Genomic DNA, 25148 nt, shown 5'->3' with positions numbered 1-25148 from the left:
ATCGCACGCCCTCGCCACAAATTATCGCAAATTCTCCCAAAGTGTCCTGAAAGAGGTGCTATGAGACGGGAGACTAAATTAGTAGATGCACCCTGATTAAATAACTCCCGACCAATTTTGGTTTGGGGTTTTTTTTTGCGGTATCGACGGTGATGCTGAAAAGTTTGAGGTTATCCGGATTGCGCTCGAATTCTCAGGAAGCTTAATTGGTAGATGCACCCTGATTAATTAACTCCCGACCAATTTTGGCCGGGTTTTTTTTTGCCGATCGCACGCCCTAGCCACAAATTTCCGCAAAGTCTACCAAAGTGTCCTGAAAGAGGTGGTGTAAAGCCGGAGACTAAATTAGTAGATGCACCCTGATTAATTAACTCCCGACCAATTTTGGTTTGGGGTTTTTTTTTGCCGATCGCACGCCCTCGCCGCCAATGTTCGCAAATTCTGCCAAAGTGTCCTGAAAGAGGTGCTGTGATGCGGGAGATTAAATTAGTAGATGCACCCTGATTAATAAACCCCAGCCAATTTTGGCCGGGGTTTTTTTTAGCTCAAAAGCTGCATTAACCAATTAGGCTAATTCGCCTCAAAAGACTGCACCTCAAGAACCGGGCCGATCATAGCAAAAGTCATCACATCCTTACGCACTTCACCTTTAACACTGACTTTCAAACCAGCTTTTTTCAAATCAGAAGGAGCATCCTTAAGTTCGTAAGTTTCCCCATCTTCGCCGACCAAAGCCCAAGTACCGGGACCCAATCCTTTGCGTTCAATTACACCTTTGACAGTAATACTCATGCCGATCGCACCTCTGTTTTAATTGCTAAACGTGCCAGTCCGAAACACAGTACAGCATTGACAATCAAGAATGTTTGTGATACCAAACCTGTGCCCAATCCCCAGACTGCGGGAGACAGGAAAGCATTCACCGCTAAACTGCTGGCAAAACCGATCGAAATTGCGATCGCGATCCACTTCCACTGTTGATGTCCCAACAGCAAAGCAATCAAAATCCCAGGAATCAAAACGCTAGCAAAAAAGGGATTCAGCATACTGCTGCCATTAATTGCGCCGCCGAGTTCGGGAATAGAACTGCCCATCACCCGCATCGGCCACTGTGGCAAGTCAAATACAAACAAGTTGCGGAGGAAAAAGAACCCAGAACTGCCAGCCATCAAGCCGCCGGAAAAGCCCCAAGTCCACTGGAACGGAAAATAATTCCGCATAAAGAAAGCCAGCAGGTAAGAACCGAGCACCATTGCAATTTTAGGCAACAGGGCGACTGCACCGCCGTCAATCCAAAAGCGGGGGTTGAGATACCCGTTATCGCGCAGCCAGCGGAAGAAATCGCGGAAGTTGATTTGTCCGCGCTGGGCTAGCTGAACTGCAGCGGCGGCGTCTAGGTGTCCCGAACCAAAATGGTTTAACGGATCTTCAGTGACATTTCGCGAGGACTGCAAGAGTACGCTGCGAATTTCGTCTGGTTCTGTGATGCCGGAGGCCTTGACAAGGGCTGCAACGGCTGCAACGTGGGGAGAAGCCATGCTAGTGCCTTGGTAGCCTTCAAAGACTTCGGCGCCTGTTTCCGGGTCGATCGTACTTTGCAGGATCTTGCCCATTTCAGAACCGCCGGGGGCTGCAATATCAACCCCTGCGCCGAAATTGGAATAAGTGGCTTTTTCGTCGTCGGGGCCGAGGGCGGAAACGCCGATGACGTGGGGATAGCGGGCGGGATAGGAAGCGGAACTGTCGCCGGAGTTGCCGGCGGCTGCGATGATCACAACGCCTTTAGAGTGGGCGTAGTCGATCGCCTCTTCCATTAACTGACTTTCACCGCCGCCGCCGAGACTCATGTTAATCACGTCAGCGCCGTTGTCAGCAGCAAATTTAATCGCTTCGGCGATGTCGGAAACCGTGCCGCCACCGCTGCCGCTTAACACTTTTAGCGGCATTAAAGCTGCTTCGTAGGCAATGCCTGCAACGCCGTAATTGTTGTTAGTTGATTGGGCGACTGTACCGGCGACGTGAGTACCGTGGCCGTTGTCGTCGTAGGCTTCGGCGCGATCGTTTACAAAGTCGTAGCCCGGTACAAATTTGGTTTCTTTTAAGTCAGCGACTGGAGTAATACCCGTGTCAATTATCGCTACTGTTGTGCCGCTGCCTTTGGTTTCGTTCCAGGCAGATTCTACGTTGATGCTGCGGAGATTCCACTGCTTGGTATACATGGGGTCGTTGGGAATCTCGAAAGCGCTGTAGACGTAGTTCGGTTCAATGTATTCGGTATCTTTAGCCAAATTTGATTTTTTCAGGGCGTTTAGCAAAGTGCGATCGCCCTTAACTACATATACATTGTCGCCCGCTGAGAATTCGCTGTTGAGTTGCGGTGCGACTTGGTACTGTTGGGCGATCGCATTTACTTCTTTCGCAATCTCAGCAGCACCCAAATCTTCGCGGAAATCAAGCACAATCGAGTCGTAAGTGCCTTGAGTAGCAAGTCCTGGGAAATTAGAAATCGCCCAGCCGAGCCCGATTAAAAATAAGCACAGAAGGAAAAACTTTTTCATTGCCGATCGTCCGTTTAGGGAAGGCGTGTTCACCACAATAACCCAATTTTCACCGCCAGCGCCAGTTTTCCTTGCTGTGGCTTGTGGATATCTCGCACGCGGGCGTTTGGTAGTTTTCCGCGGTGGCTGTTGCTCGAACAAAAATTGCTCTAATTTCTCGTTTAAATTGCAGAGCAAGTTGTAGGAGTTCAATTAATTGTATCATGAGAGAAGATGACCAACAGAACAAGCGAGTATTTTCAACAAGGGTATTGCATGGAAAGAGGTTTAATGTGGCTGCCGCTGCTGGCAATTTTTATTTCTCTGGCTTGGGCTGGATGGAACGAGTATCAAAAGCTGGAAGCCTATCGTGTCTGGGCCGAACAATTCGCTAAAGCCAAGTACGATATTTATGCTGTACTCGGTCAGCAAGAAGACAGTTTAACTTGGGGGAAACCTACTCGCAGCGGGCCGATAAATTTGCAAACTTTTTCTTTAAAAGACGTGGAGTCGCTGCGGTTGTTAGTCAACTCTCAGGCAGTTGATTTAGAGTCGCCACCGAGTTCTGGAAGTCCAATTGCCCTCGAATTTTTGTTGAAAGATGCTGCTGCGGTGCAGGTTCCTTTTACAGAAATTCCTCTAGCGACTAAATGGGGAAAATACTTGCAGCAAGAATTGCAGCGCTTTAGGTAAAAACACTCTCCGGCGGGGCAGCGTATAGGGAGCATCTCAATGAAAGCAACCAAGCTAGAAATTGGAGTTTTGAGGCATGAGACAGGAGGCAGGAGGCAGGAGGAAACAGGGAGAAGGAAAGAGCCAGAAGAAGTGTTTTTACCAATATGAGATGCTCCCAGCGTATAAGATGTTAACTCTGCTGCTTTAAGTTACAAAAGTCTTTAAAACTGGTAGTAGAAATAGAGCTTACGCAACAAATCCTTTGAACTGCCATCTATAGGGTAAAGTACCCAGGGATCGCCCGGAGGACATGAGTTCTTGCAGTAAGTAGTAAGAGTAGTGTCCCCGTGCGCCCGCTCGTGTTCCGTGCGTACCTTACAGTTAAAGTTATTGACCAGCGCGTCCTAAAACAGCTAAATTGCCAGCCCCCCAATCAGCGGAATGCAAACACAAGAATTTTTACAGCGCTATCAACAGGGAGAGCGCAACTTTGGTCACATTGACCTCAGCGGCGCTAGTTTAAGCGGTGTTAACCTGCGAGAAATAGACCTCACTGGTGCTAACTTGACCGGTGCTAATTTGAGCTGGTCTTTTTTGAGCAATGCCAAGTTGATAGGGGCTTGTTTGCGGCGCGCGGATCTCCGCAGTGCGGGGCTGGCTGGGGCGAATCTGAGCGGGGCCAATGTGAGCGGGGCCAATCTTGCTAAAGCGGATTTGCGCCTTGCTTGTTTGGAAGCAGCAGAACTCAATTGGGCCGCGTTCCCGGAAGCGGATTTGGGCGGTGCTAATCTTCAAGGAGTTAAATCTGACCAAATTAATTTTGCCGGGGCTAAACTCGACGGCGCGAAGTTGATGGCGGCGGAATTGATGGAGGCTAATCTCAACCGCGCCAGTCTTGTTGGTGCTAATTTAACGGGCGCTAATTTGCGGGAAGCGCATTTAGTGGAAGCTAATTTGCGATCGGCAATTTTAATCGGTGTAAATTTGATTGAATCTGACTTGAATGGCGCTCAAATGCGATCGGCAAATCTGACGGGCGCTGACTTGCACCGAGCTGTGCTGGCGGGTGCGGATTTGACTGAGGCGGTGCTGGATAACGCTGATTTGAGTCGAGCTAATCTGGCGGGTTCTTATTTATTGAAAGCGAGTTTTAAGAAGGCACTTTTGCTACGAGCTAACCTGCAAGGAGTGTATTTGCTGCGGGCGGATTTGAGCGAAGCTAATTTACGCAGTGCAGATTTGCGGAAAGCTGATTTGAGCGGCGCTTATTTGATGGATGCGATGTTGGGTGAGGCGGATTTAAGAGAAGCTTGTTTGATTGAGTGCCGTTTGATTCGGACGAATTTGGAGGGGGCGCAGCTTACGGGTTGCTGCATTCAAAATTGGCAAGTTCAAGATGTCGATCTGTCGAGAGTTGACTGCAGCTATGTTTTTACTCAGTTTGATTATAGTGCGAAAGTTGCGGCAAATCGCTTACCGGTCGATCGCGATTTTGAGTCTGGGGAATTGGGGCGGCAGCATCAAGAGGACAGTTCTATTGTGAAGGTGTGTTTTGATGAATCTCCTAATTGGGAGGCTTTGGTTTTTACGATGCGTCGAGTCGAGTTGGAGAGCCGCGAACTTAAGTTGAACGTTCAATTTTTTGAGTCTGCGGGAGAACAAAGTTTACTGAGGCTGAGTGCGAACCGTTTGGTGAACGGCAAGATTTTGGGCGATCGCATTTTGGAGCTTTATCCAGATATGTTGGAAAAGGTTTTAGCCAAGGACGCTGAAATTTTGAGTTTGCTCGACTTGGCTGTTCCTAGTAACAGTGTGGAGCCGGCGGAGCCGAGTCACAAGGAAATATTGCTCAGAAGACAGGAAATCTACCAGCGAATGGTGCGCCAAATTTCGTTTATTTTGATGTCTCAGACGCCGGATAAATTCTCTGAAAGCGTGCAGCGGCTGTTGGATTATTTGAAGCAGCAAGGTATCCCGACAGAGCAGATTCAAAAGAAAGTCATCAGTCAGGCGATCGTGCAGCGGGCCAAGCAAGACCCGGCTTTTCGGGAACAGTTGCTCAGGTGGGAGAAAACGGCGTCTGATCGCGTTCGTTGTTCAATGATGGGGGAAGCGGTGCGGTATGCAATTACCCTTTTAATCGATGATTAACAGTTAATCGTTAACACTTGAAGCCGGCGACCCGCTAAGGCGCGGATTTGCTCGTCGGCGTCCGAAACTGCAAGCATCGTGCAGCGGGCCAAGCAAGACCGGGTGTTTCGGGAACACTTGCTTAGGTGGGAGAAAACGGCTTCGGATTGCGATCGGTGTTCGGTAATGGGGGAAGCGGTGCGGTTTGCGATCGGCCTTTTGTCGGAATCAATAGATATAGAAGTGAAAAGCCAGTCCAGGGAGGGCTGGATGCCTGTCCCCCAAGAAACTAACTATATCCAATTTTTTAGAATCCTCAATTCGACAATCAAAAGCATACAAGAAGAGAACATCATTTCATTACATTTCTGCAAATATTCAGTGTAACTAATGGTATTTAAGGCTCCCGTCCCTCCTGAACGATACTGAATAATGTTTGAGTTTATTTGCAGTTTCATCGCACCATGATGCGAGGCATTTCTTAGCGTACTATCTAAACACTTAACGACAGGAGCAAAGCTGTGTCTATCTTTAAAAGGGTTAGCTCTATTAGCCTTATTTATAGTCATATATTTCTTCAGAGCCATCTGTTCAAAAATATCAAAATTACGACCACTTAATATGTTATTTATACCTGCTAAAATGAAAATACTTGAAGTTATGTGTTCGTAGATATTTCCATAAAACATCTTTAGGTTTCTAAATCTCTTGGATGAAAGTGATATATCCTCTGGGATTTTCTGTTTCTGCTTTGCATACAGATAGAGCTGAAGTAGGTCGTCATAATTTTTCAAGTAATCACTAAAACTTTCTAAATGGCGCTCTAGGCAATCTTCTACGTGTTCCTCCAAATAGTATGAGCGAAGATTGTAATATTGTAAGGAATTTTTCCTTTTGGCTTCCTTAATTTCATTCAATATAGTTTTCATTTCTTCGCTCCGCTCTTCACCAATAAACAAAGCACTAAACATTTGAATTGATTCGTGCAAAGGATAAGATTTATCAAATAAATCCTCGGCAAGTTTATCTAAGTATTCAAGTGCAAGATTCTCTTTGCCTCGGTTGTGAAGAGACCAAGCTTTAATCAAAAAGTCCAGCTTCTCTCTTAAATTTCTAAAGCCTCCTACCAAGGAAAAAATATCTAGTATTTGCTTTCCTGAAAAGGAATTTTTTGTTTTTTCAATTCTCTCAAAAGCACCCAATCGCTCAGCTTGATGAAGGGAAGAAAAATAATATTTGTTATGCAAAAAGTTTTCGGGAACTAGGAAATTGGGGTCTAAATTTATAACCGTTCCTTCAGCTTGACAAACTTCACAGTTGCTAACTGTAGAAAACTTAGTTTTTGGAGCCTTGAAGCCTGGCAAATTATCAAATTTACCCCAGTCATCAAAATCAATGTCCAAGCGAACAGACATATCCTCACCACAATTTACACAAGGGAAGGTATGCTCTTGATAACGATCAGTTCCCAGTGAGATGCGTAGAGTATGGTTTGTTTGGCAGGTTCCACAACTAACTGTGTAACGATTAATAACCATAATTTTCCGAAAGGTCTAAAGGATTGTTTTTGTTTACCAATCTTGGCTGCGTAGCCGGCGATCGGCTAAGGCGCGGATTTGCTCGTCGGCGTCGGAAACTGCAAGCGATCGCAACAACGGCACAACTCCGGGATTCTCGGGATAATGTTCGATAATCGCTTCGAGTGCTGTAAACCTGGGATTGTAAGGAAAAGAACCGTTTTGATTGTCAACATCGCTCAAAGCTCGATCGCGCAAAAACTCAAACATTCCCGGCTCGTCTTTCCATCCCCGCATTAACTCTACCAGGGCGATCGCCCGCACCTGCGAATCTTCTTCTTTTTGAGCTCTACTTTTGAGCCACTCGAAAGTTTGAGACTGATTTGTCCACCCCCGCGCTAACTTTTGCAAAGCGATTTGCCTGACAGCGGGACTCTCATCGCCCTCTGCTTTAGCCTCCAGCAGCATCCAAGTTTCAGGGTTGTCTGGCCAGTTGTAAGCAAGTTCAAGCACCGCCGCTTGCCGCACCAGCGCTTCCCCAGAATCGAGCTCAATTTTCAGCCAAGGCAAGGTTTCTGGGTGGTCGGGCCACCCCCGGACGATCGCCCGCACCAGCACGCTCAGCAAGTGAGAATCTTGCTCTGACTCGACCAGGCTTTTGAGGAAAGGCAGCGTCTCCCCCCGGTGAGACCAGCGTTTTGCGATCTCTTCCACCGCAGTTTCTCGGACGTTGAGGTGTCTGTCTGACTCGGCGAGATTTTGCAACCAAGCAAAGACTTCGAGACTGCCTGACGCCAGTGCGGCGACAGCCTCCACTACTACTTGCCGCACAGTCCAGTAATCCTCGGAATCAGCTATTTTTTTCAGCAGGGGCAGGGTTTCTGGGTGGTCGGGCCAACCTGCCGCTATCTGTTTTAGGGCTATTTCGCGCAGGTCGGCGTCGCGATCGCTCAATGCTATATTTTTCAAAAAAGTCAGTGTTTCGGGGTTCCCGGGCCAGCCAGAGGCAATTGCTTGCACTGCTGAGCGCCGCACGCTCGCACTCGCGTCGGACTCGGCTTTAGTCTTCAGCAGCGGGTAAATGTCTGGTTCGTCGGGCCAGTGCGAGGCCAATTCTTCTAAGGCTGCTGTCCGCACTTCTTTGCTGCTGTCGGATTCGGCTAGGGTTTTCAGCAAGAGGCAAACGTCGGCTGCAGCAGGCCAGCCCGCTGCCAACTCCCGCACCGCTACGGTTCGCAGGATAGAACTTCCTGTCTGGGCAAGGTTTTTGAGCAGGGAGGCCGTGCCTAAAAGGCTGTGCCAACCTCTGGCTATTTCTTGCCACGCTGCGACTCGCACTCCCAAATTTTCGTCGGATTCGGCGGCGCTTCTCAGTAGCAGCAAGGTATCTGTGCGATCGGGCCAATGAGAGGCTAACTGTTCGAGTGCTGCGGTGCGGACTGCGGGACTTTGATCGAACTGAGCCAAAGCAGTCAGCAGCGGCCAGGTATCGCTGGTGTCTGGCCAACCAGAAGCCATTTCTCGCACACAGGTCGATCGCACTGCCCAGCTTCCATCGGAGTGGGCGAGGTTTTTGAGCATCAGGTAAATTTCTGGCTGGTCTGGCCAACCACGGGCTATTGCTTCGACTGCTGTGGCTCGGACTTCGCCGCAGTCACTGGAGTGAGCGAGTATTTTCAGCCAAGGTAGGGTTTGCGGGTCGTTTTTCCAAGTTTGGGCGATCGCTGCGATCGATCGATGGCGAATTTGATAAGTTTCCTGCAATTCTTGAGCGCTTTGATAAAGAATCAGGAAACCCGTGCCGTATTGCGATAACTTTTTTAAAGCGTTTAACAGTCTTTTTTCTGTTTTTTTATTAACATCATTTTTAACTTTTAACAGGCATTGCGCTGCTAAAAACAAATTAATAAATTTTTCTTGTTGACCGTTTTGAGCTGTGAGATATTCTATAATTTCGCTCGCTGTTTCTTTGTCGAGCTTGGCTGCAATTTCTCTGAGGACTTCGTGCAAAGATTCGTCCCGCCAGTGCTGGCCGAAAACTTGTATGTTGATCTCGCCCCCAGTCAGTTGACCGATTTTGAGTTGGGTATAAATTAACTCTGCTACAGTCTGGGGATTATTTTCGGAAACAAGTTTTTTTAATAACATACCGATACTCTGCCCCTGAAGTTTGTTTGCATTGACAATCCTCGCATCAGCTCCGATATTAGTTGAGATTTTTTTGAGCGACCCTGGAGTATGGAACCAATCGACTCTATTTTAGACGAAAAATACTGAGTCGGCAGGGCCCCAATGCAAAATCCGCCCGCACCCACAGGAATGTTAGGTGGTGGCGGATGGCGATCGAATAATTAAGCCGCTGAATCTAACTAACAGCTACTTGGACGCGATCGGCTACAACTCGAACCCCAAAAGTAGGAATCTTTACCGTTTCATCGTCCAGACATTGCCCGGTAGTCAGACTAAAGTTTTGTTTGTAAATGGGAGAAGCAACTTTGAGAGTGCCGTTGCGATCGCCCACAATTCCCCGCGACAAAACAAAAGCTTTGCTAAACGGGTCGTAATTGCTAAGCGCATAAACTTCATCCCCGTTTCCCACTCGGAAAATCGCCACTTGTTCGCCTTTAACTAAAGCGCAAACTCCAGTATAAGGGGCGATCGCATTGAGAGAACACACATCTACCCAAGTTGTTACTGTATCGGAAAGTTGTAATGATTGAACCATCTTCTTTTCCTGTTAATTTACTTTAATCTCGTTCCCAGTCTCCGGCTGGGAACGTAGGTTTCGAGGCTCTGCCTCGCCGAAGGAGGCTCTGGCTCACGGTTTTAGGAGGCAGAGCCTCCGGGACTTCATTCCCAGGTAGAGCCTGGAAGATTAAGCGAGATTAAATCTTGCTCCCTCCCCTGATTCAAGGGGAGGGCTGGGGAGGGGTTATTCCGAAACTCCAACCAGAGCCTTTTCATGTTCGTTAGCCGGCCGCGTTTGTCCCCGTTCCGCAACACGAACAATACTCGGATCGGGCAAATCGGAATTCACAAAATGCTGGAACCGCTGCACCTTTTGTGGGTCTTCAATCGTCGTTTTCCACTCACATTGATAAGTATTCACTAAATGTTCCATCTGCGCTTCTAATTCAGCACAAATGCCCAGAGAATCCTCAATTATCACCTGTTTCAAGTATTCAATCCCGCCCTCAAGCTTGTTCAACCAAGTAGCAGTGCGTTCCAATCTGTCGGCCGTGCGGATGTAGAAAACCAAGAATCGATCGATATACTTAATCAGCGTTTCCTTATCGATATCCGTCGCCAGCAAAACCGCGTGCTGTGGCTTAATGCCGCCATTGCCGCACACATACAAATTCCAACCATTCTCTGTGGCAATTATCCCAAAGTCCTTGCTTTGAGCTTCCGCGCATTCGCGAGTGCAACCCGAAACAGCAGATTTGAGCTTGTGGGGCGATCGCAAACCGCGATACCGCAATTCAACCTCGATCGCCAAACTCGTTGAATCCTGCACCCCAAAGCGGCACCAAGTGCTACCAACACAAGATTTTACAGTACGCAGAGCCTTACCGTAAGCGTGTCCCGACTCAAATCCCGCATCAATCAACCGACGCCAAATATGGGGCAATTGATCCACGCGAGCTCCAAACAAATCAATCCGTTGCCCGCCAGTTATCTTAGTATAAAGCCCAAAATCCCTGGCAACTTCACCCAAAACAATCAACTTATCTGGCGTGATTTCTCCCCCCGGTATTCGCGGCACCACCGAATAAGTACCGTCGCGCTGAATGTTTGCCAAAAAGTAATCGTTCGTATCTTGCAAACCGACGTGAGACTTCTCTAAAATATGGTCATTCCAAGTAGAAGCCAGCATCGAACTAACAGCAGGCTTGCAAATTTCGCAACCCTTACCTTTGCCGTGTCTTTCAATCAACTCCTCAAAGGTTTTAATCTCTTGAGAACGCACTAAATGGTACAATTCTTGACGAGAATATTCAAAATGCTCGCAAAGATTATTTTTGACTGAAAACCCAGCTTTCTTCATCTCCGCCTTGAAGATATCCGTCACCAAAGGCACGCACCCGCCGCAGCCGGTCCCAGCTTGAGTGCATTTCTTGACGCTGGCAACATCGGTTAAATTGCGATCGCTAATCGTTTCACAAATCTGCCCTTTGGTAACATTATTGCAAGAACAAATTTGAGCCGAATCCGGCAAACTGTCTACTCCAAAACCCGCCGATACTCCCCCTTCTCGCGGTGGCATTAACAAATCTTCTGGATGCGGCGGCAGAGCAATTTCATTTTGCATGAATTGCACCAAAGTGCCGTAAGCCGAAGCATCTCCCACGAGAATTCCACCTAAAATCCGGCTGCCGTCTTGATTTAAAACTAATTTTTTGTAAATGCCTTGGAAGGTGTCAGTGACAACAATCTCTTTAGCATCGGCCGACTTGGGAAAAGGATCTCCAAAACTAGCGACATCCACCCCCAATAGTTTAAGTTTAGTGGACATATCCGCACCTGTAAAAGTGCTTGTGGAACGGGCATCTTGCCCGTCATCCGCTACAATGCTCAAAATATCTGCTGCTACGCTTGCCATTGTATACCCAGGCGCAACTAAGCCGTAGATGCGACTTTGATAAAGCGCGCATTCTCCGATCGCATAAATGTCAGGATCGGAGGTTTGGCAACTATCATTAATCACAATGCCGCCGCGTTCTCCTACTTCTATACCGCAACTTCTGGCAATTTCGTCGCGGGGGCGAATGCCAGCAGAAAACACAATCATATCTGTTGCCAATTCCGAACCGTCAGCGAACAGCATTTTAGTAACTTTGCCATCTTCGCTAACAATTTCTGTTGTAGATTTGCTGGTATGAACCGAAACCCCCAACTCTTCTATTTTGCTGCGGAGAATTGCACCGCCCATCTCGTCAACTTGCACGGGCATCAGCCGCGATGCAAACTCAACTACGTGAGTTTTTAGACCCATATTTTGCAGAGCATTAGCACACTCTAGACCTAACAAACCGCCGCCAATTACTACACCAGTTTTGCAATTTTTAGCGTAATCTAACATCGCTTCCAGGTCGTCAATTGTCCGGTAAACAAAAGTTCCTGTAGCGTCTTTGCCTGTAATTGATGGCACAAATGGATAGGAACCGGTCGCGAGAACAATTTTGTCGTAGGGAACTTCTAAACCGTTGGCTGAAGAGACTATTTTGTGTTCCCGGTTAATGGCGACTGCTTTGTCGCCGATGTGAATTTGGATGCCGTTTTCTTGATAAAATCCCGGTGCAACTAAAGATAAATCTCCCGCTGTTTTGCCCGAGAAAAATCCGCTGAGGTTTACGCGATCGTAAGCAACGCGCGGTTCTTCACAAAAAGTAATTAAATTCCAGTGTTTGGCAGCATCCGAGCTGACCATTAACTCTAGGAACTTGTGACCTACCATGCCATTGCCGATTACAATGAGGTTTTTTTTGGCTGTCATTAGAATCTCTTTTATCCCGTTTATCAGTCGTTGGGTTTATTAATATAAGACTTTATTGTAAACTTTTGTACTTATATATACAAAAAAGGGATGTTTATGCAATTGTCGAATAGTCCCGATTGCATTTTTGCATGGCATGATGTGTGCGATCGACTTAAGTAGGTGCGTCAGTCGATTTTAGATTTTAGATTTTAGATTTTAGATTTTAGATTTACTTCACAGTTAAGAATGGTGCGTCAGCTAAGTGTTTTTGACAAAACGATTAACATTTTTACTGTGACGCACCTTACAGTTTTCTAATTTTTAATTATTATTTAAGCTCCCATGCTCGAATACTGCTTCAAGCCCTGTCGCCAAAGCCAGCGATTCCACACAAAAAACACCGCACTCCAACCAAACATTACCAACAAACTGCGGCCTACATCTACGGGCAATCCGATCAAGATTGAAGCGGGAAAATGAATCAAATAAGGAAAAGGAGTCCACAAAACTACTTCGCGCACGGGTGCGGGAAACACTTCTAACGGCGCGGTAATTCCCGATAAAAACAGGTAAATTAAAGACCAGAATTGCTCGATCGCACTTGCCCTTTCCAGCCAAAAAGCAAACAGCGCAAAAGTATACTGTATCAGAAACCGCAAACAAAAAGTCAAGACGATAACCAACAAAAATAGCAAAAACCTTCCCAAACTCGGCAGCCAAAAAGACTGCGGGTAAATTGCAAAAAATAGCAGCACTAATCCGAATACAAAGGGCAGCCGTGCAAACCTTTCGGAAACGTGAGATACGAAGTGGTGCCATACGGGATCGAGAGGCTGCAACAATCTATTAGATAGCTTGCCTTGCACTACTTCCTTTTCAAACTCCCAAATTACCCAAACTACATTTACTTGCCTGACAATGAAAGTGGCTAAAAAATAACGGGCAAAGTCGATGGAATTCAGCCCAAATTGACCAGTCTCGGCCGCCTGCGTCCAAACACCCATCAAGATAAATGGCAAAGCTCCCGACAGGGCCCACAAAAACAATTCTGCCCTGTATTCGAGCATATAAGCGTAGTAGGTAAATAACAAAGTTTTAGCAATTTTGATTGATTTTGTCATATCATTTTTAGATTTAATTTTTCGGTGTTAGCAACGGGCAAGATGCCCGTTCCACAAAACATTGAAACTCTAGTGGAACAGGCATCTTGCCTGTTCAATTTTTCAGTGTTAGCAACGGGCAAGATGCCCGTTCCAAAAAAGCTTGAAACTTTAGTAAAACAGATATGTTGCCTGTTATGGAGAATGAGTCCAGCCAAAAAAATTACACTTTTCCCGTGCGGAAAACGCGACCGATTACCTCTTCAATTGGCGGGTCAGTAACAGTCAAATCTATCACTTCTAACTCCGCCAAAATCTTCGCCACGCTCACCGTCAGTTCTTCCCTTTTCACTAAAAAACGCACCGATTGTCCCTCAATAGATTCTACCTCCCCGTAAGCAAAAGCACTATCTTTTGCCAGCGGCTTAGCTAATTTTACCTGAACTTCCCGATAAGGTGCAAACCTGTCGAGCAATCCGTCTAAACTGCCATCATAAACTAATTGCCCTTCATGGATTAACAAAACGCGCTTGCACAAAGCAGTAATGTCCGCCATGTAATGGCTCGTCAACAGCACCGTTGCTTGATAGCGCTCGTTATATTCTCGCAGAAATTGCCTGACGCTAAACTGTGCGTTTATATCTAAACCTAAAGTCGGTTCATCTAAAAATAATACTTCGGGCTGGTGCAGCAGCGCCGCCATCAATTCAGCTTTCATGCGTTCGCCTAAAGAAAGCTTTCGTACTGCCTGATTTAACTTGCCTTCTAGTGACAGCATCTCTGTCAATTCTCCGACTCGCCGCCGATAATCTGTATCGGAGATGCCGTAGACAGCGGCATTGATTCGCAGAGAGTCAAGCACAGGTAAATCCCAAATTAACTGCTGTTTCTGCCCCATCACTAAGGTGATTCTTTGCAGAAAATCTGCTTCCCGACGAAAAGGAGTGCGATCGCACACTCTCACAGTACCAGCCGAGGGATAAATCAAACCAGTCAGCATTTTCAGCGTAGTAGTTTTGCCCGCACCGTTAGCACCGAGAAACCCCACCACTTCCCCCGGTTCAATACTGAAAGAAACGCCCTCAACTGCTTTGATATTACGGTAAGTGCGACTAAAAAAGTGTCGCACTGTTCCTTTAAGCCCGGGTTCTTTAATCGCTACCGGATAAACTTTGCTCAAGTCTTCAACTAAGATAATTGGCATCGGTTCAAATTTTAACTTTTATTTTAATCTAGGGTATTTCCATCAGGCTTGTGCCAAGATGGAGCGATCGAGCTGGCTAGTAGGGTGCGCCAACGATTGCTCGATCGCTCACAGGAAGTAACTGTGTTCTGGCGCACCCTAATAAGCTGTAGAATATTGCACAATATCCATGCTCACATCGCACCAAGTTTACAAATATGGTACTCACCCCAGATAATTCAGGCATCTCTCGTTTGGTAGGAGACAATTCTTCTGAAAATATTACACTTGCACCAGGACAACTTGCTAGTTTTCCTGGGGGACTTTGGATGGTGGGCGGCAATGATACTGTCAGGGGCTCGTCAGATGCAGAACGGATTTTCGGCAACGATGGTAAAGACAGTCTGTTAGGCGGTGTCGGCAATGATTCTATTTACGCCGGCAAAGATGATGACGATGTTTTGGGAGAAACTGGCGACGATTTCTTGACAGGAGATAGAAATAGCGATTTCCTTGATGGGGGTGCGGCAAATGATTTGCTGCGCGGAGGACAAGGTGTTGATTTGTTAGTGGGCGGAGAGGGTAATGATACTTTAATTGGCGACAGAGATGTGGATATTTACCAAGGTGGTGCAGGGAACGATGTATTTGTTTTGAGAGTCGATCAAGCGGGAAGCAGAGTAGTTGGAATTGAAGTTCCTGACGCGGTAATTGTGGATTTTGATAAGTCTAGCGATTCGATTGGAATTAGTGTGGCATTTACCAGCAGCAATATCTCCTTAGAAGAGGTAAGTTATAGCTTGAACGATCCGAGACTGCTGCTGATCGATCCTGCAACTGTAACGGGGGGAACGAGTTTGTTAGCCAAGGGTGGCATCTCGCGGCAAAGTCTCGATCCCGATGGCAACGGCCGTGTGGAAGCTACTAATATTAGATTTGGTTTTACTAATGCTTTGTTGGGTACGGTGTTGAACGTGACCCCAGCCGATTTAAACGGTCGTTTTATTAATGCTAGTTCTTTGCTTTGAAGCAGCTAATTGATTAATTATCTCTCAAGAACGGGCATCTTGCCCGTTCCACAAAAAAAACTTAGTTCCTGTGGAACAGGCATCTTACCTGTTCTTCAGTTGCCTTTTTCCATTGCCCACTGCATCAAACCGGGGAACAAACGATAAGCTTCGGATGCCAAAAAAGCAGGGCCGACGGTAACTTCTGCACGCTGATTTTTCACAGCATCCCAAATAGCTTTAGCAATATCTTCTGGCTGAGTTGCCCACTCAGATTTCAGCATTTGGCTCATTTTCTGGCGGCGCAATTCGACTCCGGGTTCGTCTCGATCGCGAAATTGAGCTCTTTCTAAAAAATCGCTATTAATCAAGCCGGGATGCACGGCGCAAACGTGAATGCCTTGAGGCGCTAATTCCAATCGCAAAGTTTCTGTTAAACCGGTTACTGCATATTTGCTGGCACAATAAGCAGTCATTTGAGGCAAAGGCATTTTGCCACCAATAGAACCAACATTAACTATTGTGCCAGTTTTTCGTTGCAGAAAATGTGGCACAATTTCTTGAATTGTGTTAACGCATCCCCAAAAATTGGTATTCATTAATTGCTGCCAGTCTTCCGAGGTAGTGTGCTCGATCGCCCCCGCGAGACAAATGCCAGCATTGTTAACTAAAACATCGATGTTGCCGCAGGCATCTAGGGCTTTTTGGACGATCGCGCGCACTTGGTCAATGTCGCCGACATCCCCCGGAATAGCTACAGCGGAAGTTCCTTCTCGCTGCACTTGAGCCGCTGCTGCTGCCAATCTCTCTGGCTGGCGAGCTACCATCACTACATCGTAACCTTTACTTGCAAATAAAATTGCTGTTGCTTTGCCACTTCCTTGAGAAGCGCCTGTAATCAAAACTGTAGGAGCCATAGATAGTTATAAATTGTAAGTGGTAATTGTTTTTTTGCGATATTGAAACTATAACAGAGGTTAGATAATTTTAGGCGCGCTCTCTATTAATAATTATTGAGTATAGGATTTTTTTGTGATTCGCGAACGGGCTTTTTTTAACGAACCGCGAAGGCGCCAAGGACACGAAGGAAGAAAGGAGAAGAGAAGAGCAGAAGAAGAGAATAGAAATTATTCATAATTTGTGCGAAAATTGCTTTGTAAATTTTCCCAATGCCCAATGCCCAATGCCCAATGTTTAAAAAATGAATCTTCCGAAACAAGCACCTAATTGGTCGATCGCCCTAGTGTTAATTATCGGCGTTTTAGCCGTCTCAACTTCGTCAATCTTAATTCGTTTGGCTAACTTTTCAGCAGGGGCGGGCGGTTTGGGTTTCAGTCTGGTACTCGCGGCCTCTCGTCTGACTTTATCTGCTTTAATTCTGCTTCCGGCTTGGCGGAAAATTCAGTGGAACGCCCTGCAACCGGGAACTCGGCGCTATGCTGCTGCTGCGGGTTTGTGTCTTGCCCTGCATTTTGCCCTCTGGATTACCTCACTTTCTTATACTTCGATCGCCGCCTCGACTGCCCTCGTCACCACTAATCCTGTCTGGGTAGCGCTGTTATCGCGCTTCTGGTTCGGCGAAAAACTCAGCAAAATGTCGATCGCGGGCATTACTATAGCCCTGACAGGGGGAATCGCGATCGCCCTCGGAAGTGCGGGCGCAGCCGATGCTGGCAGCAGCCAACTGCTTGGCGATTTCCTGGCTCTGGCTGGTTCCTGGGCTGTCAGCTTGTATTTGCTGCTGGGCCGGGAAGCTCAGCGGCGGGGACTGGGAATTGGTGGCTATATCGCGATCGCCTATACTGTTGCTGCGATCGTTCTGCTGCCTCTCCCCTTCGCCTTCGGCACTTCTTATACTAATTACCCCGACATTGTATATTTTTATATTTTGTTAACAGCCGCTTTGCCTCAGTTAGTCGGCCACACCATTTTGAACTGGGCGGTAATGCAGATTTCCCCAACTCTGGTAACTCTTGCCATCTTGTTTGAACCGGTTGGGGCGAGTTGGTTGGGTTATTTGCTGTTTGGGGAAGTGCCCGCGCCGGCGGTACTCGCAGGTGCTGCGGTGCTGCTGTTGGGGGTAGCAACCGCTACCGTCGGAGCAAAAAAAATTACTGTCAACAGTTAAGAGTTAACCGTTTTCGACATTGCCACAACAGTTGCCGTGAGTCAGAATAAAACAAATTAGGGCTTAAAAACCCGAATTACTCATCAGTGAAATATCGATTCAAAACTATCAAAGGTCTGAGTAATGACTAATAATACTCGGCTGCCTTTAGGAGAATAAAATTATGCTGCCAGAACAACTACAGCGGATCATCGGCTACTTTATCGAAGAAACCACAGAACAGATCCAAATTATCGGGCAAGGCTTGCAATATCTGCAAAATACCGTGCCAGATCCCCAAAGAATACACCAGCTCATCCGAGCCTCGCACTCGATTAAAGGGGGAGCAGCTATGCTCGGATTTAGCAGCATTCAGCGCATTGCTCATCGGTTGGAGGATTATTTAAAGCTGCTTAGAGAATGTCCGATCGCCATTGATAGCAGGCTACAATCGCTCTTAACCGAAGTTTTTGATATTTTAGCAGCCCTCGTGTCAAAGGTTTCTAAGGGTTTTGGGCTCAACCACGAAGACGCAAACCAAATGCTCTCCCTCGCCGAACCAGTTTTTGACGAACTCGACGCTTACCTGAGAGTGCGAATTCCCACTCGCCTGACTGTGAGAGCTACTACGGACGAACATATTCACGTTTTCTCCGGTTACTGCACCTCCCTGAGCGAATTTTCCTCAGCTATTGCTTCGCGCGTCGGTTTGCTCGGAGGCACTATTACCCGCCACGATCAAGATAGCCAGGGCATACGCCTTTGTATTGACATTTACCTACCGCCTTACACCAGGATCGAAAACATCCGCCAAGCTGTCGAACTCTCCGGCGCTATTATCGGGAATGTTCAGACGCAGCGCGACTTTTCGCTGCTGGCGACTGCGGATTATCCGGTTTACCACAGTGCGATCGAACCTCCCGCAATTTGCATCGGATGCCGCTACTATTACGGCAGAAGCGATGGCGGCTACCTGCTCAACTGCACGATCCATCCCCGCGGCCCGGAAACCGAAGATTGTCGCGATCGGGAACCGGAATAAGCAGTAGAAAATCTGGACTCTGATCCCCGATTTGCAACCAGGGAAAACTTTCTTCTGAAACCTATATTCTCCCTGACATCTTTGACATTACCCCGACCAAATTATTTTTGAGTTCCTAGATAATTACATCCTTCTCTCCCAGATAACTAAATCCTTCTTCCTCTGGAGAGCTCCCCTAACAACTGATACTCCAACTCGAATTAATTGCATCATGCTTGCAGGATGAGCGATCGCCCAGACATTGATTGTCAGACAAGTGATTCCCATAACTAACAAGATGTATGTCGGAGGCATTACTACCCCGATCGCGAACCAGCTAAAAACGTGAAATATCATTGCTGTAGCCCAAAGGCTGGCGACAACCACAGACGCCCAAATTTGTATTCGAGGTCGGTTTAGTGCTGTCAAAATCACTGTCTGCAAAGTAGTCAGCAAGTTTGCCGGAACTAAAAAGGCACAGATAGCTATGCAGTAGGTACAAGAAAATTCAGTAACTGTATTGAAGTCGATCATCAGTCTAATTGTCGGGCCTGTTGGATATACTTAAAGAGCTTAGCGTGACTTGACTTTCAGATCTTGTCACCCTTACCTTAACTTAATATTTCAGTAAGTAGGCCGCTCTGGAGACGCATTTCTCTCCCGCTTTTCCAGCAGGCAAAATTTTACCACAAATATTAAAGTTTTGGGAAATTATTAAACATACTTGAAGAATGGCAAAAATTGCTGTGATAATTAACATCGGGAAGCGATAGTATAGAAGAGCCAAGTCGGTAAAATTTCTAGAAGGCTGAGGCTGGTCTAACAGCAACACATACTGCAGGCTGGTTTTCGACTAAATCATTTTTGGCTGAGTATCGGATGATTGATTCTCAGTGTCCGTCCCAGGATCGAGCCGTTATGCGATCGAACAATATGAGATTATTATAAAAAAGCCAATTTGCTCTCAAATTTCAAATCATTAGAACCCTCTCGAAATTATACAGCGGAAGGCAAAGCAAATGGATCAACAAATCACAATTACCGCACTCGAAGAAGTTGACTTGACAAACTGCGACAGAGAACCCATTCACCTATCCGGGCACATTCAGCCACACGGGGTGCTCCTTGTGGTACGAGAACCTGAACTACAAATAGTGCAAGCCAGCAAAAATACGCAAGATTTGTTAGGAATTGATGCAGAAAGTGCGATCGGTCAAGATTTAAGCTTATTTTTCGATAAAATTCAACTAGAAAAACTCAAGACCTGTTTGCGGAAGGAAAACTTAAAAACCGTCAATCCCATTAAACTCACTGTTGAAAAAGCAGGTAAATATTTAGAATTTGACTGCATTCTTCACCGAGAAGAAGAAGAAGTTTTGATGGTCGAGTTAGAATTAGCCACCAGCCCCGAAAATCTTTCGGTTTTTAGCTTTTATAATTCAGTGAGAGCGACTGTCAGCAAAATTCAAAGCGCCCCGAATCTCAAGGAATTATGTCAACTAACAGTAGAAGAAATCAGGAAAATATCGGGGTTTGATAGAGTTATGGTCTATCAATTTGACCCCGAAGGCAACGGCGCTGTGATCGCTGAAGCTAAAGCAGAAAAGCTGAGTCCTTTCTTAGGATTAAACTACCCCAGCTCAGATATTCCCAAACAAGCCAGAAAACTGTATTCGTTAAATTGGTTGAGGTTAATCCCAGATATTAATTATCAACCAGTCCCCCTTGTTTCAGGCAAGAATGCGGCTTCCATCCAGCCCCTAGACCTCAGTTTCACCGTGTTGAGAAGCGTTTCTCCCATTCACATAGAATACCTGCAGAATATGGGCGTTGCAGCTTCGATGTCAATTTCTTTAATCAAAGACCAAAAGCTGTGGGGATTGATTGCTTGCCATAACTATACACCAAAATACCTCAACTATGAATTGCGCGCCGCCTGCGAATTTATCGGGCAAGTAATGTCCTTAGAACTGCAATCAAAAGAAGGAAACGAAGACTACGACTACAAACTGCACTTAAAATCCATTCAAACTAAGATTTTTGAAGACATCTCCACGTCTGAAAACTTGTCACAAGTATTAGTTAAATGTCAGAATAATTTGCTAGAAGCAGTCAACGCCCAAGGAGCCGCAATAGTATTTGGAGACAATTGCTATCTAGTCGGGCAAACACCTCAGGGAGAAGCGCTCAAATACTTAACTCAGTGGGTGCAAAATAACCTAAAAAAAGAAATTTTTTATACTGACTCCCTGATCAAATGCTATCCAGAAGCTGAGGAATTTAAAGACACGGCCAGCGGGTGTTTGGCCATAGCAATATCGCCGACTCAGAAAATATACGTTTTGTGGTTTCGCCCGGAAGTAATTAAGACCGTAAATTGGGCGGGCAACCCTAACAAACCAGTAGAAACCGATGAAGATGGCAACCCTCGACTGTCTCCTAGGAAATCCTTCGAGCTGTGGAAAGAAAATGTGAGGTACAAATCGTTGCCTTGGAAACAATGCGAAATAGACGCTGCATTGGAACTGAAAAAAGCAATGATTAATATAGTGCTTTGCCAAGTCGAGAAACTAGAAAAATTAAATACAGCACTAGAAGCATCCGTCGCCAGAGAGCGCGAAAAAACTGCTAATTTAAAAACAGCGATGTCCGAGCTTAAGCGGGCGCAAACTCAATTGGTGCAAAGCGAAAGAATGTCAAGTTTGGGACAGTTGGTGGCGGCGGTAGCTTATGAAGTCACTAACCCGATTAACTTCATCTACGGAAATCTTAGCTATGCCAACGAATACAGTCAAAAAATGATCGATTTATTGCAGCTTTACGAGCAGCAATATCCGTCGCCTTCGCCAGAAATTCAAGCACAAATTGAAGCAGTAGAATTAGAGTTTATAGTTGAAGACTTACCGAAGTTGCTGGGCTCAATGAAAGTAGGAGCTAACCGCATCCGCGAGATAGTTCAGTCGCTGCGAAACTTCTCTAGAATTGACGAAGCAGAGATTAAACCAGTTGACATTCACGACGGATTGGACAGCGCTTTGCTGATTTTGAGCAACCGACTCAAACCGAAGCCCGATCGCCCAGCAATTCATCTTATCAAAGAATATGGCTCTTTGCCTTTGGTTGAGTGTTACGCAGTTCAAATCAACCAAGTATTTATGAATGTACTGACAAATGCAATTGATGCTCTCGAAGATGCCTTTGTCAACAATAATTTATCGTCGCACTGCGGCGGCGAAGAAGAGTCACTCAAGTGCGGACAAATTCGGATTGTGACTGAACTTTGTCCCGGAGAAAAAGCCGTAGCAGTTCGGATCAAAGACAACGGTTGGGGCATGGAACCAAAAGTTCGCCAGAAAATTTTTGAGCCGTTTTTTACCACAAAACAGGTGGGCAAAGGTGCGGGCATAGGTTTGGCGATTAGCCACGAAATTGCGGTAGAACAACACGGGGGCAAATTGACTTGCATTTCAGCCCCCGGAGAGGGAACCGAGTTGATTATTGAGATTCCCTTGAGCCAAACTCATCCCACACCCATTGTCAAGTGAAAAAAAGCCCGCGCTAGCGAAGCTATCCCGAAGGCGCGCGCCTTCGGTGAAGGGTAGCGAATCGCCCAAATTCAAAAATCGAAAATTCAATTAAAATACAAAAGTAGCTAAGTAGATTTGAGCCAATTCTGAGGAAGCGACTGTGACTGAAAAAAATACCGCCCAATGGGATGCCGGCCGGTTTCTCAAAACCTTGGCTTATTTCGGCGTCATTCCCTTCATTGGCAGCATTAGCTGGCTGCAACAACTCTTTGGAAGCAGCAGCAACAGTAAAAAAGACCAACCCAAACTGGTACTGGTAGCCGGTGCCACCGGTGGCGTCGGGAAGCGAGTTGTCAAGCGGCTGCAACAGCGGGGATATAGAGTGCGAGCCCTCGTCAGAGATACCAAAAGAGCAACAGAAATTCTCGGCCAAAATGTCGAATTAGTCGAAGGAGATATCACTCTCCCAGAAACCCTAACACCGCTAGTAACCGAGGGCATAGAAGCAGTTATCTGCTGCACCGGCACCAAAGTTCAACCAGTAGAAGGAGACACCCCAACCAGGGAAAAATACTATCAAGGCATCAAATTTTATATGCCGGAAGTTGTCGATGTGCCCGAAATTGTCGAATACAAAGGCCTCAATAATTTAGTGCAAGCTGTTCGCCGCCAGCTAATTCAAGCAGGCGAAAAAACAATTTTTGACTTCACAAAACCCAGCCAAGATTTAAAAGAAACTTGGGGTGCGCTCGACGACATCGTGATGGGTGGCACCAGCGAAAGTTCGATCCGGCTGACAGACAATACAGCTATATTCACAGGCAATGTTTCTACTGCCAACTCGGGCGGCTTTGCTTCGGTGCGTACCCGCAACTTCGATACTCCGCTCAATCTCGCAGGATTTAGCGGCCTCCAACTGCGTGTCAAAGGCGACGGCAAGCGCTACAAATTGATTGTTCGCAACGAAGCTAAATGGGATGGAATTGGCTATTGCTATTCGTTTGATACTGTTTACAATACCTGGATTACTATCACCGTTCCCTTTGATGAGTTAATCCCAGTATTCCGCGCGAAAAGTGTTAAGGATGGCTCTAAATTTGAGGCCAGCAGTATTTTTTCTTTTCAGTTAATGTTGAGCAAGTTTGAATATGACGGCGCGCTCAACCCGAAATTTACACCGGGTATTTTTCAACTGGAGTTAGAATCTATTAAAGCTGATGGGGGACAGACTTTGCCGCGATTTGTGATGGTGAGTTCGGCCGGAGTTACCCGCCCGGGCCGCCCTGGAATTAACTTGGAAGAAGAACCGCCTGCCGTCAGAATGAATGATATGTTGGGGGGGATTTTGACTTGGAAGTTGAAAGGGGAAGATTGTGTGCGATCGAGCCGCATACCTTATACTATTGTCAGACCCTGCGCTTTGACTGAAGAACCGGGAGGCAAAGCTTTAATATTTGAGCAAGGAGACAATATTAGGGGCAAAGTCAGTCGGGAAGATATTGCAGAATTGTGCGTGGAGGCTTTGGAACAACCTCAAGCTTGCAACGTTACTTTTGAGGTGAAAGAGGGGGAAAATGCCAGTTCTCCCGGAGACTGGCAGGCTTGGTTTTCGGGAGTTAAATAACATATCCCACTTCTTAATAAAATGAGGTAGGCTTGGTGATTGGTAATTGGTAATTGCTAATTGAGAAAAAGGCTCGCGCCTGTCAACATACCTCATTTATTTGAGAAATGGTATGTGACAATTAAGATTGAGTAAGATTAAATGAACCGCGAAGACGCAAAGGACGCGAAGGAATAGAAAGAAGAAGATGCTGTTCTTCCTTCGCGCTCTCGGCGTCTTCGCGGTTTAATCATTTCGATGTAACTGGATTTGGTATGATGAGTAAAACAATCACCAATAATTAATAACCAATAACTAATAACTAATTTATGTCTGTGACTTTTTCCCGACGCTCCTTGACCCCTTATTTGTTTTTGCTACCGGCTTTATTTATTTTGAGCTTGACTGTTTTATGGCCGGCGGTGCAAGCTTTTTATTTGAGTTTTACCAACTACGAATATGATTTAACTCAAATGCCGCAGTGGGTGGGGTTGAAGAATTTTAACAGGTTGTGGGGCGATCGCACATTTTGGCAAACTTTGACGAATACGCTGCTGTATCTCACCTGCGTTGTGCCTGTATTGGTTGTTATACCGTTGGGAATGGCAATTTTGTGCAACCAAAAACTTAAGGGGATGAACTGGTTTCGAGCAGCCTACTACACGCCGGCGGTGATTTCCATGGTTGTCGCCGGGATTGCTTGGAAGTGGCTGTTTGCTGAGACTGGACTGCTGAATCAGTTGGGGGAATTGTTGGGTTTCCCTCCTGTTTCTTGGCTGGCTAATCCGAAGTTAGCAATCTTTAGTGTCATGGCGGTTACTATCTGGAAAGGATTGGGCTATTACATGGTGATTTATTTAGCAGGGCTGCAAGCTATTCCGGCAGAACTTTATGAGGCGGCTGCTATTGATGGTTCTGAGGGTTTGGGAAAGCACTGGGATATTACTGTGCCGCTGATGAAGCCTTATTTAGTTTTAGTTGCGGTGATTTCGGCGATTTCTGCTACTAAGGTTTTTGAAGAAGTTTATATTATGACTCAGGGCGGGCCTCGCAATAGTTCTAAGACTGTTGTTTATTATCTTTACGAACGGGCTTTTAATGATTTGGAAATTGGCTATGCTTGTACGATCGGGCTGGTTTTGTTTTTGCTAATTTTGGGTTTGTCGATTTTGCAAGTTAGCCTTCAGGGTTTGACTCGCAATGATTAAGGTTTATGACTGATTAGGACTGACGCGCTCCGGGCATGATAAACTTTGTTTCTC

General features: G+C 46.3%; 18 protein-coding genes. 8 read left to right on the top strand and 10 right to left on the bottom strand.

The annotated features are described in order from the left end of the window. Nucleotides 1-570: 570 nt before the first annotated feature. Together QUA47_RS01435 and QUA47_RS01430 are read right to left on the bottom strand one after the other, a co-directional pair. Nucleotides 571-792 carry a hypothetical protein gene (locus tag QUA47_RS01435; RefSeq protein ID WP_006634386.1) on the bottom strand — a complete coding sequence of 74 codons (222 nt, stop codon included), beginning with the start codon at nucleotides 790-792 and terminating at the stop codon, nucleotides 571-573. Then, nucleotides 789-2558, bottom strand: a complete 1770-nt coding sequence (locus QUA47_RS01430; RefSeq protein WP_333404281.1) for a S8 family peptidase — start codon at nucleotides 2556-2558, stop codon at nucleotides 789-791. Before QUA47_RS01430 ends, QUA47_RS01435 begins: the two co-directional genes overlap by 4 nt. 255 nt (nucleotides 2559-2813) lie before the next feature. Here QUA47_RS01430 and QUA47_RS01425 point away from each other — a divergent pair, with 255 nt between their 5' ends. Next, nucleotides 2814-3230 (top strand): hypothetical protein, encoded by a 417-nt coding sequence (locus tag QUA47_RS01425; protein WP_333429443.1) that lies wholly within the window; start codon nucleotides 2814-2816, stop codon nucleotides 3228-3230. A 423-nt stretch (nucleotides 3231-3653) separates the two neighbouring features. Next, nucleotides 3654-5363, top strand: coding sequence for a pentapeptide repeat-containing protein (locus tag QUA47_RS01420; RefSeq protein ID WP_333429419.1), 1710 nt, complete (start codon nucleotides 3654-3656; stop codon nucleotides 5361-5363). 272 nt (nucleotides 5364-5635) lie between these two features. On the opposite strand, the gene QUA47_RS01415 is transcribed toward QUA47_RS01420, so the two are convergent. The 6 genes from QUA47_RS01415 to QUA47_RS01390 form a co-directional block, all read right to left on the bottom strand. Next, entirely contained in the window at nucleotides 5636-6880 is a 1245-nt protein-coding gene (locus QUA47_RS01415; RefSeq protein ID WP_333429418.1) for a hypothetical protein, read from the bottom strand. A 33-nt stretch (nucleotides 6881-6913) separates the two neighbouring features. Beyond that, on the bottom strand, nucleotides 6914-9007 hold the full coding sequence (locus tag QUA47_RS01410; protein ID WP_333429417.1) for a HEAT repeat domain-containing protein: 2094 nt from the start codon (nucleotides 9005-9007) through the stop codon (nucleotides 6914-6916). A gap of 217 nt (nucleotides 9008-9224) precedes the next feature. Next, the gene (gene nirD, locus QUA47_RS01405) at nucleotides 9225-9584 is read right to left on the bottom strand and encodes a nitrite reductase small subunit NirD (RefSeq protein WP_333429416.1); all 360 of its coding nucleotides are present in this window, start codon (nucleotides 9582-9584) and stop codon (nucleotides 9225-9227) included. A 207-nt stretch (nucleotides 9585-9791) separates the two neighbouring features. Continuing rightward, entirely contained in the window at nucleotides 9792-12356 is a 2565-nt protein-coding gene (nirB, locus tag QUA47_RS01400; protein ID WP_333429415.1) for a nitrite reductase large subunit NirB, read from the bottom strand. Nucleotides 12357-12670: 314 nt separating this feature from the next. Further along, the gene (locus tag QUA47_RS01395) at nucleotides 12671-13459 is read right to left on the bottom strand and encodes an ABC-2 family transporter protein (RefSeq protein WP_333429414.1); all 789 of its coding nucleotides are present in this window, start codon (nucleotides 13457-13459) and stop codon (nucleotides 12671-12673) included. A gap of 202 nt (nucleotides 13460-13661) precedes the next feature. After that, the gene (locus tag QUA47_RS01390; RefSeq protein ID WP_333429413.1) at nucleotides 13662-14642 is read right to left on the bottom strand and encodes an ATP-binding cassette domain-containing protein; all 981 of its coding nucleotides are present in this window, start codon (nucleotides 14640-14642) and stop codon (nucleotides 13662-13664) included. 197 nt (nucleotides 14643-14839) lie between these two features. Between QUA47_RS01390 and QUA47_RS01385 the strand changes: the two genes are divergently transcribed. After that, on the top strand, nucleotides 14840-15649 hold the full coding sequence (locus tag QUA47_RS01385; RefSeq protein ID WP_333429412.1) for a calcium-binding protein: 810 nt from the start codon (nucleotides 14840-14842) through the stop codon (nucleotides 15647-15649). Nucleotides 15650-15744: 95 nt separating this feature from the next. On the opposite strand, the gene QUA47_RS01380 is transcribed toward QUA47_RS01385, so the two are convergent. Beyond that, on the bottom strand, nucleotides 15745-16545 hold the full coding sequence (locus QUA47_RS01380) for an SDR family oxidoreductase (protein WP_333429411.1): 801 nt from the start codon (nucleotides 16543-16545) through the stop codon (nucleotides 15745-15747). Nucleotides 16546-16829: 284 nt separating this feature from the next. Between QUA47_RS01380 and QUA47_RS01375 the strand changes: the two genes are divergently transcribed. Further along, a complete protein-coding gene (locus QUA47_RS01375; protein WP_333429410.1) occupies nucleotides 16830-17756 on the top strand; it encodes a DMT family transporter in 927 nt (308 codons plus the stop codon). 163 nt (nucleotides 17757-17919) lie between these two features. Beyond that, nucleotides 17920-18777, top strand: coding sequence for an Hpt domain-containing protein (locus QUA47_RS01370; RefSeq protein WP_333429409.1), 858 nt, complete (start codon nucleotides 17920-17922; stop codon nucleotides 18775-18777). A gap of 123 nt (nucleotides 18778-18900) precedes the next feature. Here the strand turns inward: QUA47_RS01370 and QUA47_RS01365 are convergent, their stop codons facing one another. Next, nucleotides 18901-19290 (bottom strand): hypothetical protein, encoded by a 390-nt coding sequence (locus tag QUA47_RS01365; RefSeq protein ID WP_333429408.1) that lies wholly within the window; start codon nucleotides 19288-19290, stop codon nucleotides 18901-18903. 485 nt (nucleotides 19291-19775) lie between these two features. Between QUA47_RS01365 and QUA47_RS01360 the strand changes: the two genes are divergently transcribed. From QUA47_RS01360 to QUA47_RS01350, 3 genes are all read left to right on the top strand, one after another. Continuing rightward, complete coding sequence (locus QUA47_RS01360) at nucleotides 19776-22301, top strand: ATP-binding protein (RefSeq protein ID WP_333429407.1); 2526 nt, start codon at nucleotides 19776-19778, stop codon at nucleotides 22299-22301. Nucleotides 22302-22443: 142 nt separating this feature from the next. Further along, complete coding sequence (locus QUA47_RS01355) at nucleotides 22444-23907, top strand: CIA30 family protein (RefSeq protein WP_333429406.1); 1464 nt, start codon at nucleotides 22444-22446, stop codon at nucleotides 23905-23907. Nucleotides 23908-24215: 308 nt separating this feature from the next. Further along, nucleotides 24216-25094, top strand: coding sequence for a sugar ABC transporter permease (locus tag QUA47_RS01350; protein ID WP_333429405.1), 879 nt, complete (start codon nucleotides 24216-24218; stop codon nucleotides 25092-25094). Nucleotides 25095-25148 lie beyond the last annotated feature (54 nt).

The organism is Microcoleus sp. MON2_D5, assembly GCF_036701905.1.
Classification (GTDB): Bacteria; Cyanobacteriota; Cyanobacteriia; order Cyanobacteriales; family Microcoleaceae; genus Microcoleus.
Note: the sequence above shows the minus strand (reverse complement) of the source record. Positions and strands in the feature narration are given on the sequence as shown.

What these genes read in the sequence shown, in the direction of transcription:
- QUA47_RS01435 (WP_006634386.1), bottom strand. Translation starts at nt 792, where the DNA reads ATGAGTATTACTGTCAAAGGTGTAATTGAACGCAAAGGATTGGGTCCC.
- nirD (WP_333429416.1), bottom strand. Translation starts at nt 9,584, where the DNA reads ATGGTTCAATCATTACAACTTTCCGATACAGTAACAACTTGGGTAGAT.
- QUA47_RS01410 (WP_333429417.1), bottom strand. Translation starts at nt 9,007, where the DNA reads ATGTTATTAAAAAAACTTGTTTCCGAAAATAATCCCCAGACTGTAGCA.
- QUA47_RS01360 (WP_333429407.1), top strand. Translation starts at nt 19,776, where the DNA reads ATGGATCAACAAATCACAATTACCGCACTCGAAGAAGTTGACTTGACA.
- QUA47_RS01425 (WP_333429443.1), top strand. Translation starts at nt 2,814, where the DNA reads ATGGAAAGAGGTTTAATGTGGCTGCCGCTGCTGGCAATTTTTATTTCT.
- QUA47_RS01350 (WP_333429405.1), top strand. Translation starts at nt 24,216, where the DNA reads ATGTCTGTGACTTTTTCCCGACGCTCCTTGACCCCTTATTTGTTTTTG.
- QUA47_RS01390 (WP_333429413.1), bottom strand. Translation starts at nt 14,642, where the DNA reads ATGCCAATTATCTTAGTTGAAGACTTGAGCAAAGTTTATCCGGTAGCG.
- QUA47_RS01430 (WP_333404281.1), bottom strand. Translation starts at nt 2,558, where the DNA reads ATGAAAAAGTTTTTCCTTCTGTGCTTATTTTTAATCGGGCTCGGCTGG.
- QUA47_RS01385 (WP_333429412.1), top strand. Translation starts at nt 14,840, where the DNA reads ATGGTACTCACCCCAGATAATTCAGGCATCTCTCGTTTGGTAGGAGAC.
- QUA47_RS01375 (WP_333429410.1), top strand. Translation starts at nt 16,830, where the DNA reads ATGAATCTTCCGAAACAAGCACCTAATTGGTCGATCGCCCTAGTGTTA.
- QUA47_RS01395 (WP_333429414.1), bottom strand. Translation starts at nt 13,459, where the DNA reads ATGACAAAATCAATCAAAATTGCTAAAACTTTGTTATTTACCTACTAC.
- QUA47_RS01420 (WP_333429419.1), top strand. Translation starts at nt 3,654, where the DNA reads ATGCAAACACAAGAATTTTTACAGCGCTATCAACAGGGAGAGCGCAAC.
- QUA47_RS01365 (WP_333429408.1), bottom strand. Translation starts at nt 19,290, where the DNA reads ATGATCGACTTCAATACAGTTACTGAATTTTCTTGTACCTACTGCATA.
- QUA47_RS01370 (WP_333429409.1), top strand. Translation starts at nt 17,920, where the DNA reads ATGCTGCCAGAACAACTACAGCGGATCATCGGCTACTTTATCGAAGAA.
- QUA47_RS01415 (WP_333429418.1), bottom strand. Translation starts at nt 6,880, where the DNA reads ATGGTTATTAATCGTTACACAGTTAGTTGTGGAACCTGCCAAACAAAC.
- QUA47_RS01380 (WP_333429411.1), bottom strand. Translation starts at nt 16,545, where the DNA reads ATGGCTCCTACAGTTTTGATTACAGGCGCTTCTCAAGGAAGTGGCAAA.
- nirB (WP_333429415.1), bottom strand. Translation starts at nt 12,356, where the DNA reads ATGACAGCCAAAAAAAACCTCATTGTAATCGGCAATGGCATGGTAGGT.